The 15,492-nt window shown below is 62.5% G+C and carries 13 protein-coding genes; 11 read left to right on the top strand and 2 right to left on the bottom strand.

The genetic code is table 11. The annotated features are described in order from the left end of the window. The 7 genes from KKQ10_RS25290 (at nt 1) to KKQ10_RS25260 (ending at nt 7,370) form a co-directional block, all read left to right on the top strand. Nucleotides 1-645 (top strand): cysteine hydrolase family protein, encoded by a 645-nt coding sequence (locus KKQ10_RS25290; RefSeq protein ID WP_215502633.1) that lies wholly within the window; start codon nt 1-3, stop codon nt 643-645. Continuing rightward, a complete protein-coding gene (locus KKQ10_RS25285; protein ID WP_215502632.1) occupies nt 642-1,973 on the top strand; it encodes a type I glutamate--ammonia ligase in 1,332 nt (443 codons plus the stop codon). The genes KKQ10_RS25290 and KKQ10_RS25285 overlap by 4 nt, the downstream gene beginning before the upstream one ends. Continuing rightward, a complete protein-coding gene (locus tag KKQ10_RS25280) occupies nt 1,957-2,709 on the top strand; it encodes an N-formylglutamate amidohydrolase (RefSeq protein ID WP_215502631.1) in 753 nt (250 codons plus the stop codon). The genes KKQ10_RS25285 and KKQ10_RS25280 overlap by 17 nt, the downstream gene beginning before the upstream one ends. A gap of 88 nt (nt 2,710-2,797) precedes the next feature. After that, entirely contained in the window at nt 2,798-4,147 is a 1,350-nt protein-coding gene (locus KKQ10_RS25275; RefSeq protein WP_127651767.1) for an APC family permease, read from the top strand. Nucleotides 4,148-4,266: 119 nt separating this feature from the next. Then, nucleotides 4,267-5,283 carry an arginine N-succinyltransferase gene (locus KKQ10_RS25270; protein WP_215502630.1) on the top strand — a complete coding sequence of 339 codons (1,017 nt, stop codon included), beginning with the start codon at nt 4,267-4,269 and terminating at the stop codon, nt 5,281-5,283. A gap of 61 nt (nt 5,284-5,344) precedes the next feature. Beyond that, the gene (gene astA, locus KKQ10_RS25265) at nt 5,345-6,379 is read left to right on the top strand and encodes an arginine N-succinyltransferase (RefSeq protein ID WP_215502629.1); all 1,035 of its coding nucleotides are present in this window, start codon (nt 5,345-5,347) and stop codon (nt 6,377-6,379) included. 121 nt (nt 6,380-6,500) lie between these two features. Further along, complete coding sequence (locus KKQ10_RS25260) at nt 6,501-7,370, top strand: oxaloacetate decarboxylase (RefSeq protein WP_127651770.1); 870 nt, start codon at nt 6,501-6,503, stop codon at nt 7,368-7,370. A gap of 262 nt (nt 7,371-7,632) precedes the next feature. Here KKQ10_RS25260 and KKQ10_RS25255 read toward each other — a convergent pair whose 3' ends face one another. Further along, nucleotides 7,633-8,868 carry a M20/M25/M40 family metallo-hydrolase gene (locus KKQ10_RS25255; protein WP_215502628.1) on the bottom strand — a complete coding sequence of 412 codons (1,236 nt, stop codon included), beginning with the start codon at nt 8,866-8,868 and terminating at the stop codon, nt 7,633-7,635. 209 nt (nt 8,869-9,077) lie between these two features. Next, nucleotides 9,078-10,151, bottom strand: a complete 1,074-nt coding sequence (locus KKQ10_RS25250) for a diguanylate cyclase (protein WP_215502627.1) — start codon at nt 10,149-10,151, stop codon at nt 9,078-9,080. Nucleotides 10,152-10,341: 190 nt separating this feature from the next. Here KKQ10_RS25250 and KKQ10_RS25245 point away from each other — a divergent pair, with 190 nt between their 5' ends. The 4 genes from KKQ10_RS25245 (at nt 10,342) to glcE (ending at nt 15,492) form a co-directional block, all read left to right on the top strand. Continuing rightward, entirely contained in the window at nt 10,342-11,793 is a 1,452-nt protein-coding gene (locus KKQ10_RS25245; protein ID WP_215502626.1) for a flavin-containing monooxygenase, read from the top strand. 21 nt (nt 11,794-11,814) lie between these two features. Then, a complete protein-coding gene (locus tag KKQ10_RS25240; RefSeq protein ID WP_127651777.1) occupies nt 11,815-12,741 on the top strand; it encodes an alpha/beta fold hydrolase in 927 nt (308 codons plus the stop codon). A gap of 202 nt (nt 12,742-12,943) precedes the next feature. Beyond that, nucleotides 12,944-14,443 (top strand): glycolate oxidase subunit GlcD, encoded by a 1,500-nt coding sequence (gene glcD, locus KKQ10_RS25235; RefSeq protein WP_215502625.1) that lies wholly within the window; start codon nt 12,944-12,946, stop codon nt 14,441-14,443. Then, complete coding sequence (glcE, locus tag KKQ10_RS25230) at nt 14,443-15,492, top strand: glycolate oxidase subunit GlcE (protein WP_215502624.1); 1,050 nt, start codon at nt 14,443-14,445, stop codon at nt 15,490-15,492. The genes glcD and glcE overlap by 1 nt, the downstream gene beginning before the upstream one ends.

Genomic DNA, 15,492 nt, shown 5'->3' with positions numbered 1-15,492 from the left:
ATGTTCAGCCTTCCCCACCGCTCGCCGCGGGACTTGCCGTTTGTCACCGATCACACCGCGTTGTTGCTGGTGGACATGCAGCGAGCCTGGCTCGAACCGCAGTACGACCCGCACCTGAACGGGCCGGACGCCGAGTATTTCCTGACCCGCACCCACATGCAGGTGGTGCCCAACCAGCGCCGATTGCTCAGCGCCTTTCGCCAGGTGCGGCAGAACGTGCTGCACACCCTTATCGAAAGCCTGACCGCCGACGGTCGCGATCGCTCACTGGACCACAAGCTGTCGGACATGCACCTGCCCAAGGGCAGTGAACAGGCGCGCATCATCGACGACCTGACCCCGGTGGAAAACGAGATCGTGTTGCCGAAAACCTCGTCCGGGGTGTTCAACTCGACCAACATCGATTACGTGCTGCGCAACCTCGAAACCCGCCATCTGATCATCGCCGGCATCGTCACCGACCAGTGCGTCGACATGGCCGTGCGCGACGCCGCCGACCGCGGCTATCTGGTGACGCTGGTCGAAGACGCCTGCGCCACCTACACCCCGGCGCGGCATGACGCCTGCCTGAATGCGATCAAGGGTTACTGCTGGATCACCGACACGCAAACCGTGCTCGGCCGGTTGCAGGAGATGCGCCCATGAGCGAGCGCCTGACGCCGTTGCCGATGACCACCATCGTCACCACCGACCTCATCGGCATCACCCGTGGCCGTTCGTTTCCGACCGACGAGCTGGAGCACTATCAAGCCGCCGGTTGCGGCTGGGTGCCGGCCAACAGCGCGTTGACCCCGCAAGACATCATCGCCTCGACCAACCCGTGGGGGGCTTATGGCGACTTGCGGCTGATCCCTGATCTTGCCAGCCGCGTCACCGTAGGCAACGGCCCGGACGCCGCTGCACCGGCGCTGGACTTCATCCACGGCGACATCCGCGAGACCGACGGCCGCCCGTGGAGCGCCTGCCCGCGCACCTTGTTGCGCGATGAAATCGAACGCTATCGCGACGACCTCGGCTTGCAGGTCAACGCGGCGTTCGAACACGAATTCAACCTGCATGCCGGTTTTGCCGAGCATCTGGCGTTCACCCTTGAAGCCCAGCGTCAGGGCGCCGAATTCGGCGGCTGGCTGCTCAGCGCCCTGCGCGCCGGCGGCGTCGAGCCGGAAATGTTCCTGCCCGAATACGGCAAGCATCAATACGAAATCACCTGCCGCCCGACCCTTGGTGTAGCGGCGGCGGATCGCGCGGTGAACGTGCGCGAGATCTCCCGCGAAATCGCCCGGCAAATGGGCGTCGACGTCAGCTTCGCGCCGAAAACCAAGGCCGACGCGGTGTGCAACGGCGTGCACCTGCACGTCAGCCTGCTCGATCTGCAAGGTCTGCCGATGCTTTACGACGCCGGCACCAGCAACGGTCTGTCGACCCTCGGCCAGCATTGGGCCGCCGGGATCCTGCATTACCTGCCGGCGCTGTGTGCCTTCACCGCGCCGACGCCGGTGTCGTACGAGCGTTTGCAGCCCCATCACTGGAGCGCGTCCTACGCGTGTCTGGGGCAGCAGAACCGCGAAGCGGCGTTGCGCATCTGCCCGACCGTGAGCCTGGGCGGCAAATCCGTGGCGGCGCAGTACAACCTGGAATTCCGCGCCATGGACGCCACCGCCTCGCCGCATCTGGCGATGGCCGCGCTACTGATTGCCGGACGGCTGGGCATCGAACAGCGTCTGGCGCTGAACGCGATCACCGATGAAATTCCCGATTCACTCAACGACGAGCAACGCAAGGCCCGGGGCATCGTAGCCCTGCCCGCCTCGCTGGCCCAGGCGCTGGATTGCCTGCGTGACAGTGCAGCCTTCAACCAATGGCTGCCCAAGCCGTTGCTCGACACTTACCACGCCCTTAAAACCGAGGAACTGGCGCTGACGGAACAGCTCTCGCCCGCTGACCTGTGTGAGCACTATGCACGCCTGTACTGAATCCGCCGAGCTGGGGTTGTACACCCGCCCGGTCTACAACCTGAGCCGTGAAGATTCATCGCATCCGTTGATCCTGGTGTGTGAGCACGCCAGCCGCTACATCCCCGACGCCCTGAACAATCTGGGCCTGGACGATGCAGCCGCGCGCGAGCACATCGCCTGGGACATCGGCGCACTGCAACTGGCTGAAAAGCTCTCGGAAACACTCGGGGCGACGTTGTTGAGCGCCAATTATTCACGGCTGCTGATCGACCTCAATCGGCCCCGGCATGCCCCGGACAGCATCCCGGCGCAGAGCGAGATTTATCAGGTGCCCGGCAACCGCGATCTGGATGAAGCCACACGCGAATACCGGCGCCAGAACCTGTTCAAACCGTTTCACGCCCGGCTGCAGACCCTGATCGACGAGCGCGTGGCGCAGGGTCAAGCGGTGCGGGTGGTAGGGATTCACAGTTTTACCCCGGTGTATTACGGCCAGCCGCGCCCGCTGGAAGTCGGTGTGCTGTTCGGCCAGGCCAGCGCCTATGCGCAACGGGTGATCGACGGCCTCGACCAGTACCCGCTGAAGATCGCGGGCAACCAGCCGTACCGGATTGATCCGCTGGGCGACATGACCGTGCCGGTGCACGGCGATGCCCGAGGGCTGGAGTCGGTGCTGATCGAAGTGCGCAACGACCTGTTGCGCAGCCCCGAAGCCGTATCACTGTGGGCCGAGCGCCTGGCGCCGCTGTTGTAACGAATGCTGTAGAGACTGCTGACGCGATAAACGACGGATCGACATAACAACTAATAACGCTGGATAGGCTGACAAGGAGTTGCGCTTCATGGAAATAGAAGAATTCGGCTACAAACAGGAGTTGAAACGTAGCCTGACACTGACCGACCTGGTGGTGTACGGGATGATCTTCATGATCCCCATCGCCCCCTTCGGCGTGTATGGCTACGTCAATGCCGAGGCGCCCGGGATGGTGCCACTGGCCTACATCATCGGCATGGTCGCGATGCTGTTCACCGCGCTGAGCTACGGCAGCATGGCACGGGCGTTTCCGATCGCAGGTTCCGTGTATTCCTACGCGCAACGCGGCCTCAATCAGCACGTTGGTTTCATCGCCGGCTGGCTGATGCTGCTCGACTACCTGCTGATTCCGCCGCTGCTGTACGTCTACGCGGCGATGGCTCTGAACCACCTGTACCCGGACATTCCGAAGGTCGGTTTCATTCTGGCGTTCCTGGTCAGCGCAACCTTCGTCAACCTGCGCGGCATCACCTTCACCGCACGGATGAACATCGTTTTCCTGCTGGCACAGCTTGTCGTGCTGGGGATTTTTCTGTTCTACGCCTGGAATGCCCTGCACAACGGTGGCGGCAACGGCGAACTGACCCTGGCGCCGCTGTATCACCCGGAAACGTTCAACTTCGCCCTGCTGATGCAGGCCGTGTCGATCGCGGTGCTGTCATTCCTCGGCTTCGATGCGATCTCGACCCTTGCCGAAGAGATCAAAGGCGACCCGGGCAAAAGCGTCGGCAAAGCCGCACTGATTACCCTGGTGGTGATGGGCGCGATTTTCGTCGTACAGACCTGGATCGCCACCGATCTGGCCGCCGGCATGGGCTTCAAGTCCGCCGACACCGCGTTCTATGAAATCGCTGAAATGGCTGCCGGCAGCTGGCTGGCCACCCTGACCGGTGTCGCGACCGCACTGGCCTGGGGCGTCGCGGTGGCGATCACCTCGCAAGCCGCCGTGTCGCGTCTGCTGTTCGGCATGGCCCGCGACGGCAAATTGCCGAAAGTGCTGGCCAAGGTGCACCCGAAACACAACACCCCGTACCTGAGCATTTACCTGGTGGCGGTGCTGTCGCTGGTGATCTGCTACCTGTTCATCAATTCGGTCGACACCCTGACCTCGCTGGTCAACTTCGGTGCCCTCAGCGGTTTCATGCTGCTGCACCTGACGGTGATCAACTACTACTGGCGTCGGCAGAAGTCCGGTCAGGTCGTACGCCATCTGATCTGCCCGGTGATCGGCTTCATCATCGTCGCCGCCATCATGTACAACATGGGCGTCGATGCACAGAAACTCGGCCTGATCTGGATCGCCCTGGGCCTGGTGTACCTGTTCTTCCTGAACAAGCTCGGCGCCAGCACCGCGCTGCCTGACCCGAGCAATGGCTGACAAGAAAAAGAGCGGCGTCTGACAATAAATCAGGCGACCGCCGCTTTAAAGCGTGGCAACCGACAGTGATAGTCAGGTTCGGTGGGGATCACCGAACCCTTTGATACAGGAGTGCATCCATGCTGGTCTTACGCCCGGTCGCGCCAACCGACCTGCCGCAATTGCAGCAACTGGCCCGCGACAGTCTGGTCGGCGTCACGTCGCTGCCGGACGACAGCGAGCGCCTGCGCGAAAAAATCGCCGGCTCCTGCGCCTCGTTCGACAGCGACATTCAGGCGCAAGGCCCGGAGAACTACTTCTTCGTGCTGGAAGACCTCGACCGTCAGCGGCTGGTCGGCTGCTCGGAAATCCTCGCCACTGCCGGTTTCAACGAGCCGTTCTACAGCCTGCGCAATCGGCACTTCACCAGCGCCTCGCGAGAATTGAACATCGAGCACGGGGTGCCGGCGCTGTCGCTGTGTCACGACCTCAACGACCACACGCTGCTGCGCGGCTTTCACATCGATAACGCGCTGGTGCGCAGCGCCTTTTCCGAATTGCTGTCGCGGGCGCGGCTGCTGTTCATCGCCGCCCACGAGCAACGTTTCGCCGATGCGGTGATCACCGAAATCGTCGGCTACAGCGACGAGAACGGTCACTCGCCGTTCTGGGACGCACTCGGCAAGCATTTCTTCGACCTGCCCTACGTCGAGGCCGAGCGCCTGTGTGGCCTGCAAAGCCGCACGTTTCTCGCCGAACTGATGCCGCAATACCCGATTTACGTGCCGATGCTGCCCCCGGCCGCACAGGAATGCATCGGCCGGATTCACCCCGACGGCCAGGAAGCCTTCGACATCCTCGAACGTGAGGGCTTCGAAACCAACAGCTACATTGATCTGTTCGACGCCGGCCCGACCCTGTATGCGCGCACCGCGAACGTCCGTTCGATTGCCCGCAGCCGGATCGCCAGCGTGCGCCAGCAAGCACAGATCGACGCCCGGGGCCGCTATCTGTTGAGCAACGACGCGCTGCACGGCTTCCGGGCCATCGTCGCCGAACTGGATTACCAACCCGATCAACCGCTGTCCCTCACGCCGCAGTTATGCGCGGCGCTGAATGTCACCGATGGCAGCACGATCAGGCTGATAGCCCTGTGAGCCGCGCCCGGCTGCACACCCAACGACAGTGCCCGAACAGGCGCGTACAAGGAGTTACCGCATGATCGTCCGTCCGGTCAAAGTCAGCGACCTGCCAGCACTGATGACCCTGGTGCAACAGGCCAGCCCGGGGTTCACCACCCTGCCGGCCAATGAAGACCGCCTCGCCCACCGCGTACGCTGGGCCCAGCGTGCGTTCGCCGAGCAAGTGGAACGAGCCGACGCCGATTATCTGTTCGTGCTCGAAGACGACGACCTGCGCGTGGTTGGTGTCAGCGCCCTGACCGGGGCGGTGGGTCTGCGTGAGCCGTGGTACAACTACCGGGTCGGGTTGACCGTGACTTCATCGCCGGATCTGGGTATTTCGCGACAGATCCCTACCCTGTTTCTCAATAACGAGCTGACCGGCCAATCGGAACTGTGTTCGCTGTTCCTGCATCCGCAGCACCGCCAAGGCAGCAATGGTCGGTTGCTGTCGCTCGGACGCCTGCTGTTCGTGGCTGAATTTCCGCAGCTGTTTGGCGAAAAGATGATCGCCGAACTGCGCGGCAGTGCCGATGAACTCGGCTGCTCGCCGTTCTGGGACAGCCTGGGGCGGCACTTTTTCAAGATGGATTTCAGCCACGCCGACCACTTGTCGGGCCTGGGCAACAAGTCGTTCATCGCCGAACTGATGCCACGCCAGCCGCTGTACACCTGCCTGCTCACCGAACAGGCACAAGCGGTCATCGGCCAACCGCACCCCAACACCGAACCGGCGCTGAAGATCCTGCGCGAAGAAGGTTTTGTGCATAAGGGCTACATCGACATCTTCGACGGCGGCCCGGTCATTGAAAGCGCGATCCCGAACATTCGTACCGTGCGCGACAGTCTCGCGCTGGCCCTGAGCCTCGGCACACCAGATGATCAGGCGCCGTTGTGGCTGATCCACAACCGTCGCCTGGAAAACTGCCGCATCACCGTGGCCCCCGGCCGTCAGGTCGGCAATACCCTGGTGGTCGACCGCCTCACCGCCAAGCGCCTGCAGCTGCAACCGGGCAACTCGGTGCGCGCGGTGCTGCTGCCCAGGCAACAGCAACAGGCAGTAGCGGCCTGAATCCCCTTCTCCCGCGCAAATTCGTCATGAACCTTGACCCATTCGCGTGATAGCCTTTTCATTCTTCGGCGTTGACACCTTTGCTCAAGCCGTTCCATTCCTTTGTATTGGTGGAACTCGTATGACCAGGCTTTCCCATCAAGATTTGCGCCGTAACTTCCGTCAATTGCTGGCTTCCGACACCTGCTACCACACCGCCTCGGTGTTCGACCCGATGTCCGCGCGCATTGCCGCCGACCTCGGTTTTGAAGTGGGGATCCTCGGCGGCTCCGTGGCCTCGTTGCAGGTGCTGGGCGCCCCCGACTTTGCCCTGATCACCCTCAGCGAATTCGCCGAACAGGCCACCCGTATCGGCCGCGTCGCCCAATTGCCGGTGATCGCCGACGCCGACCACGGCTACGGCAACGCCCTCAACGTGATGCGTACCATCGTTGAACTGGAACGTGCCGGCGTCGCCGCCCTGACCATCGAAGACACCCTGCTGCCGGCGCAATTCGGCCGCAAATCCACTGACCTGATCTCGGTCGCCGAAGGTGTCGGCAAGATCCGCGCGGCGCTGGAAGCCCGGGTCGATGCGGAAATGGCGATCATCGCCCGCACCAACGCCGGCATCCTGCCGAACCAGGAAATCATCAGCCGCACCAAGCAATACCAGGCCGCCGGTGCCGACGGCATCTGCATGGTCGGGGTGCAGGACTTCGATCAGCTCGAACAGATCGCCGAACACCTGAGCGTGCCGCTGATGCTTGTCACCTACGGCAACCCGGCGCTGCGCGACGACAAGCGTCTGGCCGAACTGGGCGTGCGTGTGACCATCGACGGTCACGGCGCATATTTCGCCGCGATCAAGGCCACCTACGACAGCCTGCGCGAACAACGGCAGATCTTCACCCAGGCCTCGGACCTGAACGCCACCGAGCTGACGCACACCTACACCCAGCCTGAGGATTACATTCTCTGGGCGAAGGAATACATGAGCGTGAAGGAATAAGGTGCAGCCTGGTCTGACCTCTTCGCGAGCAAGCCCGCCCCCACAGTAGATGTTCAGTGAACACCGCATTCGTGTTCGACAGCTCCAATGTCGGAGCGAGCTTGCTCGCGAAAGCGGTGAGTCAGGCAGTACGAGTTTTGAATGGGCTGACGCCATCGCGAGCAGGCTCTCACATTGGACTTGCGGCGAATACAAATCCCTGTGGGAGCGAGCCTGCTCGCGAAGACGTCAGCCGCAACACCGCCGGTTTGTGGCTACCGGCTCAGCGCTTGGCCAATTCCATGATCATCCGCGACAACAGATAAATCCGCGGCGTCACGCTCGCTACTTCGGCGTATTCCTCCGGCGTGTGAATATTGCCGCCGACAATCCCGAAACCATCCAGCGTCGGTGTACCGACCCCGGCCGACAAGCTGGCATCCGCCGCGCCACCGCTGCCCTCTTCAGTCAGCTTGCGGCCGATCTCGCCGTAAATCCCCTGGGCCATGGCCATCAAACGATCCGACTCCGCTGTCTGTGGCATGGGTGGCAAGCCGCGCTTGAGGCTGGTGGTGACTTCGGTTTCGGCGATCAACTTGTCCTGCGAGACCCGCGCCAGGTCTTTCTCGATCCGGTCGAACTCTTCCGGCACCGCCGCGCGCACGTCAGCCTTGGCCGTCGCGTGATCCGGGATCACGTTGGTGCGATCGCCGGCCTGGAGCACGGTGAAGTTGATGGTGGTTTTCTTCGCCTCGTCGCCGAGTTTGCCCAGTTGCAGAATCTGGTGCGCGGCCTCCATCGCCGCGTTACGCCCCAGCTCCGGCGCAACGCCGGCATGCGCAGCCTTGCCTTTGACCTCGACCAACGCCGTCGCGCTGCCCTTGCGCCACACCACCAGACCATCGGCCGGACGTCCCGGCTCAAGGTTGAGGGTCACGTCGTGGGCCTTGGCGGTTTTCTTGATCAGGTCGGTGGCAACGTCCGAGCCGGTTTCTTCGCTGGCGTCGAGCAGGAAGGTGATTTGCGCGTAGTCCTTGAAGTCGAGGTTCTTCATAATTTTCAGCGCGTAAATCCCGGCGACGATGCCGCCCTTGTCATCCATCACCCCCGGCCCGTAAGCGCGGCCGTCCTTGATACGGAACGGGCGCTCGGCGGCGGAGCCTTCCTTGAACACCGTGTCCATGTGCGCCATCAGGAGGATTTTTGCCTTGCCGGTGCCTTTGAACGTTGCCAGCACGTGGTTGGATTTTTCCGGAGTATTGGGCACCAGCTCGATGGTCGCGCCGAGCTTTTTCAGCTCGTCGATGGCAATCTCGCTGACTTGTTTCAACCCCGGTTCATAACCGGAGCCGGAGTCGATGTTGACCAGCCGTTCCAGCAGTTTCAGGGCTTCGGGCTGATACTGTTCGGCATCGGCCAGCACTTGCTTGTGCGGTTCGGCGAAGGCACTGGCGGTGCTGAAGGCGAGAGACAGGCCGAGGCTGGCTGCCAGCAGAGAGCGGGAAAATGAGAACGTCATGAATCGATCCTTGGTTCGCGTCGGGGGATTCAACCGTACCTGACATCGACGCAAGGCTCTATACCGGATGCGACATCTCCCCCGACCGACACCGAACACCTGTAGGAGTGAGCCTGCTCGCGATAGCGTTATATCGGTCAACATCCGGGTTACTGATAGACTGCTATCGCGAGCAGGCGAAGGCCTACAAAGGGAATTGTTGTGGGCAGTCAGACCGAATCGAGCACTTCGCGCTTCGGCCGATCATCACTGTTGCAGATCACCCGATTGCGCCCGCTGGCCTTGGCCTCGTACAGCGCCTGATCCGCATCGTTAAGCCAACGGGTCGCATTGCCATGGGCCGGGTCGTAAGCGGCCAGGCCAATGCTGAGGCTGACCTTGAGCGCCGGGTTCTGTTCGTAACCCAGGGTGGCGAAACGCTCGCGCAAGGCTTCCATGGCCTGGGCGGCATTGAACAGCGGCAGGTCCGGCAGAATCACGCAGAACTCGTCACCGCCGTAACGCCCGGCCACGTCCGCGGCGCGCAGGTTCTGCTTGAGCATCTTGCTCAACTGGCGCAGCACGATGTCGCCGGCCACGTGACCGTAGGTATCGTTGATCGCCTTGAAATGATCGATGTCGATCAAGGCAATCGCCGCGCCCTGTTGCTGCCGGCGGCAACGTTGAAATTCGATTTCCAGCTGATCCTTCCAGGCGCCATGGTTGAGCAAGCCGGTGAGGCTGTCGGTGCGGCTCAGCGCCAGCAACTCACGCTTGTGCAGCCCCAGCGTGTAGGCCTGGCGAAAGCAGATCCAGCCCAATGCCAACGGGTACAGCATCAACAACGGCAGGCACGCGTACAGCTGCAACGGCGAGGTTTGCGGAATGAACGCCGGGGCGAAAACCACCAGGCCGACGCCGATGCCAAGGATCTGCGCCGCCAGGCCTGCGGCGAGAAAACGCAAGCCGCCGATGGCGACGTTGTTCATCGCCATCATCGAGATGGTGGTGGCACTGGGCAGTGGATTGAAATGCATGGCGGCGACCCAGAAGCCGCCCATAAACGCATCGACCAACAGATTGCGGTGTTCGGCGTGATAGGGAACGCTGGAACGACGGGCCCATTGAAATGCCAGATGCGGCCAGAGCAGGCCATTGAACAGCATCAGCGCCCAGACCCACAGCGGCGGGTCGAGCGGGTACATCGCCGCACTCACGCACAACAGCCCCAGCACCAGCCCGAGGGTTCGCGATGTATAAAGCCTCCTGGCCAGTGAAAGTCCCTTTCCTCCCTTGTTTCGCATAAGGGCCTCGACCACTCAACGGAACCTGCGCACATCGTCAGACCGATGTGCTGGAAGTCTAACAGCCAGCCGTTAAATAGCCATCACCGACCAGCCGCTGAATAGCGGGCCATCGCCGCCGCGCACAGTGCAAATATTTAGCTATACCTGAAAGGATGAAAACGGAAAAACGACTATAAGAAGGAGGCCCATGCAGACCTACCGAGTGTTGATCATCGGCAGCGGTTTTGGCGGCCAATGTGCGGCGGTCAATTTGCTCAAGGCCGGGATCGACGATTTTCGCCTGCTGGAACGCCGCGACTTTTTCGGCGGCACCTGGTGCCAGAACACCTACCCTGGCGCGGCGGTGGATGTGCCCTCGCCGTTGTATTCGCTGTCCTTCGCGCCGTACCGCTGGACGCAGATGTTTGCCGCCCAGGCCGAACTGCACCAATACACCCAATACGTTATCGAGCATTTCGGCCTGCGCGAACATGTGGAGCTGCAGACCAATGTAGAGCGCATTGAATGGGAAGAGGTCGAAAAGCGCTGGGCAGTGCAGACCAACCGTGGCGTCTTCTATGCGCAGTTCGTGATCAACGCCAGCGGCCCGCTGAGCCAACCGGTGATCCCACCCTTCCCCGGCCTGGATCGCTTTCAGGGCAAGACGTTTCATACCAACAATTGGGATCACAGCTACGACTACCGGGGTAAACGCGTGGCCATCGTCGGCAGCGGCGCCAGTGCCGCGCAGGTGATTCCGGCGATTGCGCCCGAGGTCGAGCAACTGCATGTGTTCCAGCGCACACCGCATTGGGTGTTGCCGCGAGCTGATCGCACGTTCGGGCGCTTTCAGCGCTGGCTGCTGGGTTTGAAACCGGCGTACAAGCTGCTGCGCTGGTTGCTCTACTGGCAATTCGAAACCCGGGTGATCGCGTTCAAATATTCAAAACCGGCGATTCACCTGGTCCAGCACCAGGCGTTGCGCTTTCTCAAGCAACAGGTGCCGGATCCGCTGTTGCGCGAAAAACTCACCCCGGACTTCACCATCGGCTGCAAGCGCATCCTGCTTTCCAGCACCTACTACCCGGCGCTGATCCGGCCCAACGTCACCCTGCACAGCCGCGAACAAGGCATCGCCGCGCTCGACGAAACCGGGATCACCACCACGGACGGCCAGCACATCGAAGTCGACCTGATTGTCTGGTCGACCGGCTACGACGCCACCGACGGCGTGATGTCCTATCCGGTGACCGGCAAGCATGGCGTGCAGCTCAAGGACGTCTGGGCGCAGTACCCGCGCGCCTACCTGGGCACCAGCCTGCCGGAGTTTCCCAACCTGTTTATCGTCACCGGGCCGAACACCGGCATTGGCCACACTTCGGCGCTGTTCATCATCGAATCTCAGATGAATTACATCCTCGACTGCATCCACACCCTCCAGGCCAAAAGCCTGCGCAGCATTGAAGTGCGTCCCGAAGCGGAACGTACCTACACTGCAATGATCCACCGTGAGATGGAACGCACGGTATGGAAGTCCGGCGGCTGTCACAGTTGGTATCAAAGCAAGAGCGGTCATGTGATCGCGATTTTTCCGGGTTTCAGTTTCAGCTACTACCGGTTGACCCGGGCGCTGAAACCGGCTGACCACATTCTGTCCTGAACACGTAAAAGGAAGACGTCGATGCTTTTGCTGTTTGTCGCTCTCGCGGTTTTCGTGGCCTGGAGCTGGTTGAGTTACCCGGCGGTCGGCCATTGGCTGTACGACCTGAGCATGGCCCTCGAAGCCAAGCTGTATAAGCTGCACAAAATCGAGGTACCAATCGCCGAAATGAGCGTGTCGACGTGGCAAGGCGGCCCCTATGAAGCGGCGAGCGCGATCCTCATGCTGCACGGCTACAGCGCCGACAAGAACCTGTGGCTGCGCTTCGCCCGGCATTTTGTCCGCCAGTACCGGGTGATCATTCCGGACATCGCCGGTCACGGTGAAACCGGCTTCAAGGCCGGTGGCGGCTACGACATTCCACTGCAGGCCAAACGCATGATCCAGCTGCTCGACGTGTGCGGCGTGGAGAAAGTCCACGTGATAGGCAACTCGATGGGCGGCTACATCGCGGCGTGGCTGGCGGCGACCTACCCGGACCGGATTGCCTCGGTAGCGCTGATCGACCCGGCCGGCGTCACCGCACCGGAGGCCAGCGACATGGAGCGCCATCTGGCCCGCGGGCATAATCCGTTCCTGATCAATTCCCGGGAAGAATTCCGCCAGTTGTATGCCATGACCATGGCCTCGCCACCGTGGGTGCCCAAGTTGATCCTGGACGCCATCGCCCAGCGTTACGAACGCCAGCGCGACGAACTGGAAGAGATCTTCCGTGATTTTCGCGCCAGCCCGCCAATGGAGCCGAAACTGGCCGAGATCAAATGCCCGGCGCTGCTGTTGTGGGGACGCAAGGACCGCTTGATCGACGTCAGCAGCGTGCCGATCTGGAGCAAGGGCATCGCCAACCTGCGGGTCGACGTGTGGGACGGCGTCGGGCACATGCCGATGGTCGAACAACCGACCAACACGGCGCGGTTGTATCGGGAGTTTCTGGGGAACCAGCGATGACCTGGCCCCATGCTGAGCCCGCGGAGAACAAACTTATTGTGGCGAGGGGACTTGCCGCCGTAGGACTGCGCAGCAGCCCCAATGTTTGCCAAGCGATAGATCATAAAGATCGAGTTTGCCGGGCTGGGGCCGCTTCGCGACCCAACGGGGGCAAGCCCTCTCGCCACAGAGGAGGTCATCCGCCAAGTGAGATGAGGTCGCAATGAACATTCTCTACGACGAACGCCTCGACGGCCCGCTACCGGAGGTGAACAAGGCCGAGCTGCTCAAGGCCTTGCAGCACGCCGTGCCCGATCTCGACATTCTCTGGCGCGAAGACGAGCTCAAGCCTTACGAGTGCGACGGGCTGTCGGCCTATCGCACCACGCCGATGCTAGTGGCGCTGCCCCGGCGACTCGACCAAGTGCAGACCCTGCTCAAACTCTGCCATCAACACAGCGTGCCGGTGGTTGCCCGAGGGGCAGGCACCGGGCTGTCGGGCGGCGCGCTGCCGCTGGAAAAAGGCCTGCTGTTGGTGATGGCGCGGTTCAACAACATCCTGCATATCGACCCGGCGGCCCGCACCGCGCGGGTTCAGCCCGGGGTGCGCAATCTGGCGATTTCCCAGGCCGCCGCACCGTTCGGCCTGTATTACGCACCGGATCCTTCGTCGCAGATCGCTTGCTCGATCGGCGGCAACGTCGCGGAAAACGCCGGGGGCGTGCATTGCCTCAAGTACGGCCTGACCGTACACAACCTGCTGAAGATCGAAGTGCTGAGCATCGAAGGCGAACGCCTGACACTGGGCAGCGACGCCCTCGACTCGCCGGGTTTTGATTTGCTGGCGCTGTTCACCGGCTCCGAAGGTTTGTTGGGGATCATCACCGAAGTCACGGTCAAACTGCTGCCCAAGCCGCAAGTCGCCAAGGTCTTGCTGGCCAGTTTCGACTCAGTGGAAAAGGCTGGCCGCGCCGTGGCCGACATCATCGCTGCGGGCATCATCCCCGGCGGTCTGGAGATGATGGACAACCTGGCGATCCGCGCCGCCGAAGATTTCATTCACGCCGGTTACCCGGTCGATGCCGAGGCGATCCTGTTGTGCGAACTCGATGGCGTCGAAGCCGATGTCCACGATGATTGCCTGCGGGTCCGCGAGGTCATGCTCCAGGCCGGCGCCAGCGAGGTGCGTCAGGCCCGTGACGAAGCCGAGCGCGTGCGTTTCTGGGCCGGGCGCAAAAACGCCTTTCCGGCCATCGGCCGCCTATCACCGGATTACTACTGCATGGACGGCACCATCCCGCGCCGCGAATTGCCCGGCGTGCTGCAAGGCATCGCCCGCCTCGGCGCCGAATACGGCTTGCGCGTTGCCAACGTGTTCCATGCCGGCGACGGCAACATGCACCCGCTGATTCTGTTCGACGCCAACCAGCCGGGCGAACTGCATCGCGCTGAAGCGTTGGGCGGAAAGATTCTGGAACTGTGCGTGCAGGTCGGCGGCAGCATCACCGGCGAACACGGGGTCGGCCGGGAGAAAATCAATCAGATGTGCGCGCAATTCAACAGCGCCGAGCTGACCCTGTTCCACGCGGTCAAAACCGCGTTCGACCCGCGAGGCCTGCTCAACCCCGGCAAGAACATCCCGACCCTGCATCGCTGCGCCGAATTCGGCGCCATGCACATTCATGCAGGGCAACTGCCGTTCCCTGATCTGGAGCGTTTCTGATGGCTGACGTCGACGCCAGCAGCGCCCTGCTCGATCAGGTCAACGAGGCCCGGGCCAACGCCACGCCGCTGAAAATCCAGGGTGGCAACAGCAAGGCGTTCCTCGGCCGCGAGGTGGCCGGTGAGGTGCTCGACACCCGCGTGCATCGCGGCATCGTGCGCTACGAACCGACGGAGCTGGTGGTCAGCGTGCGCGCCGGTACGCCGTTGCGCGAGTTGCTGGAGGCGCTCGACGCGGCCGGGCAAATGCTGCCGTGCGAGCCGCCGGCCTTCGGCGACAGCGCCACGGTCGGCGGGATGATCGCCACCGGACTGTCCGGGCCACGGCGGCCATGGTCCGGCTCGGTGCGCGATTTTGTCCTCGGCACCCGGGTGATCACCGGTCTCGGCGAGCATCTGCGTTTTGGCGGCGAAGTGATGAAAAACGTCGCCGGCTACGACCTCTCGCGCCTGTTGACCGGCAGTTTCGGCTGCCTCGGCGTGCTCACCGAAGTTTCACTGAAAGTCCTGCCGAAACCGCGTCAATGCCTGAGCATCCGCCTCGATATCGACTGCACACGGGCGCTGGCCAGGCTGGCCGAATGGGGCCAGCAACCTTTGCCGATCAGCGGCGCCTGTCACGACGGGCAAAGCCTGTATCTGCGCCTTGAGGGCGGCGAAGGCTCGGTGACCGCCGCCCATCAACGGCTCGGCGGCGAACCGCTGGACTCGGGGTTCTGGCGTGAGTTGAACGAGCAACGTCTGGCATTTTTTGACGAGGGCCTGCCACTGTGGCGCCTGTCGCTGCCGAACAATCTCGGGCCGCAAGACTGGCCCGGCCAGCAGTTGATCGATTGGGCCGGCGCGCAACGCTGGCTGAAATCCGATCACGAACACATTCAGATCCTCGCCCAGGAACTTGGCGGCCACGCCACCTGCTTCACCCATGGCGCCAGCGACACACCGTTCCAGCCACTGGCCCCGGCATTGCTGCGCTACCACCGGCAGCTCAAGGCGCAACTCGACCCGCAAGGGCTGTTCAACCCCGGCCGGATGTACGCGGAGTTCTAG

It is taken from the genome of Pseudomonas sp. MG-9 (assembly GCF_018729515.1).
Classification (GTDB): Bacteria; Pseudomonadota; Gammaproteobacteria; order Pseudomonadales; family Pseudomonadaceae; genus Aquipseudomonas; species Aquipseudomonas serboccidentalis.
The sequence above is the reverse complement of the archived record's forward strand: the minus strand, read 5'-3'. Positions and strand labels throughout refer to the sequence as shown.

Excerpts from the sequence above, each read along its gene's own strand:
- glcE (WP_215502624.1), top strand. The coding sequence starts at position 14,443 with ATGGCTGACGTCGACGCCAGCAGCGCCCTGCTCGATCAGGTCAACGAG.
- KKQ10_RS25255 (WP_215502628.1), bottom strand. The coding sequence starts at position 8,868 with ATGACGTTCTCATTTTCCCGCTCTCTGCTGGCAGCCAGCCTCGGCCTG.
- KKQ10_RS25240 (WP_127651777.1), top strand. The coding sequence starts at position 11,815 with ATGCTTTTGCTGTTTGTCGCTCTCGCGGTTTTCGTGGCCTGGAGCTGG.
- KKQ10_RS25245 (WP_215502626.1), top strand. The coding sequence starts at position 10,342 with ATGCAGACCTACCGAGTGTTGATCATCGGCAGCGGTTTTGGCGGCCAA.
- KKQ10_RS25280 (WP_215502631.1), top strand. The coding sequence starts at position 1,957 with ATGCACGCCTGTACTGAATCCGCCGAGCTGGGGTTGTACACCCGCCCG.
- glcD (WP_215502625.1), top strand. The coding sequence starts at position 12,944 with ATGAACATTCTCTACGACGAACGCCTCGACGGCCCGCTACCGGAGGTG.
- KKQ10_RS25285 (WP_215502632.1), top strand. The coding sequence starts at position 642 with ATGAGCGAGCGCCTGACGCCGTTGCCGATGACCACCATCGTCACCACC.
- KKQ10_RS25260 (WP_127651770.1), top strand. The coding sequence starts at position 6,501 with ATGACCAGGCTTTCCCATCAAGATTTGCGCCGTAACTTCCGTCAATTG.
- KKQ10_RS25290 (WP_215502633.1), top strand. The coding sequence starts at position 1 with ATGTTCAGCCTTCCCCACCGCTCGCCGCGGGACTTGCCGTTTGTCACC.
- astA (WP_215502629.1), top strand. The coding sequence starts at position 5,345 with ATGATCGTCCGTCCGGTCAAAGTCAGCGACCTGCCAGCACTGATGACC.
- KKQ10_RS25250 (WP_215502627.1), bottom strand. The coding sequence starts at position 10,151 with ATGCGAAACAAGGGAGGAAAGGGACTTTCACTGGCCAGGAGGCTTTAT.
- KKQ10_RS25270 (WP_215502630.1), top strand. The coding sequence starts at position 4,267 with ATGCTGGTCTTACGCCCGGTCGCGCCAACCGACCTGCCGCAATTGCAG.
- KKQ10_RS25275 (WP_127651767.1), top strand. The coding sequence starts at position 2,798 with ATGGAAATAGAAGAATTCGGCTACAAACAGGAGTTGAAACGTAGCCTG.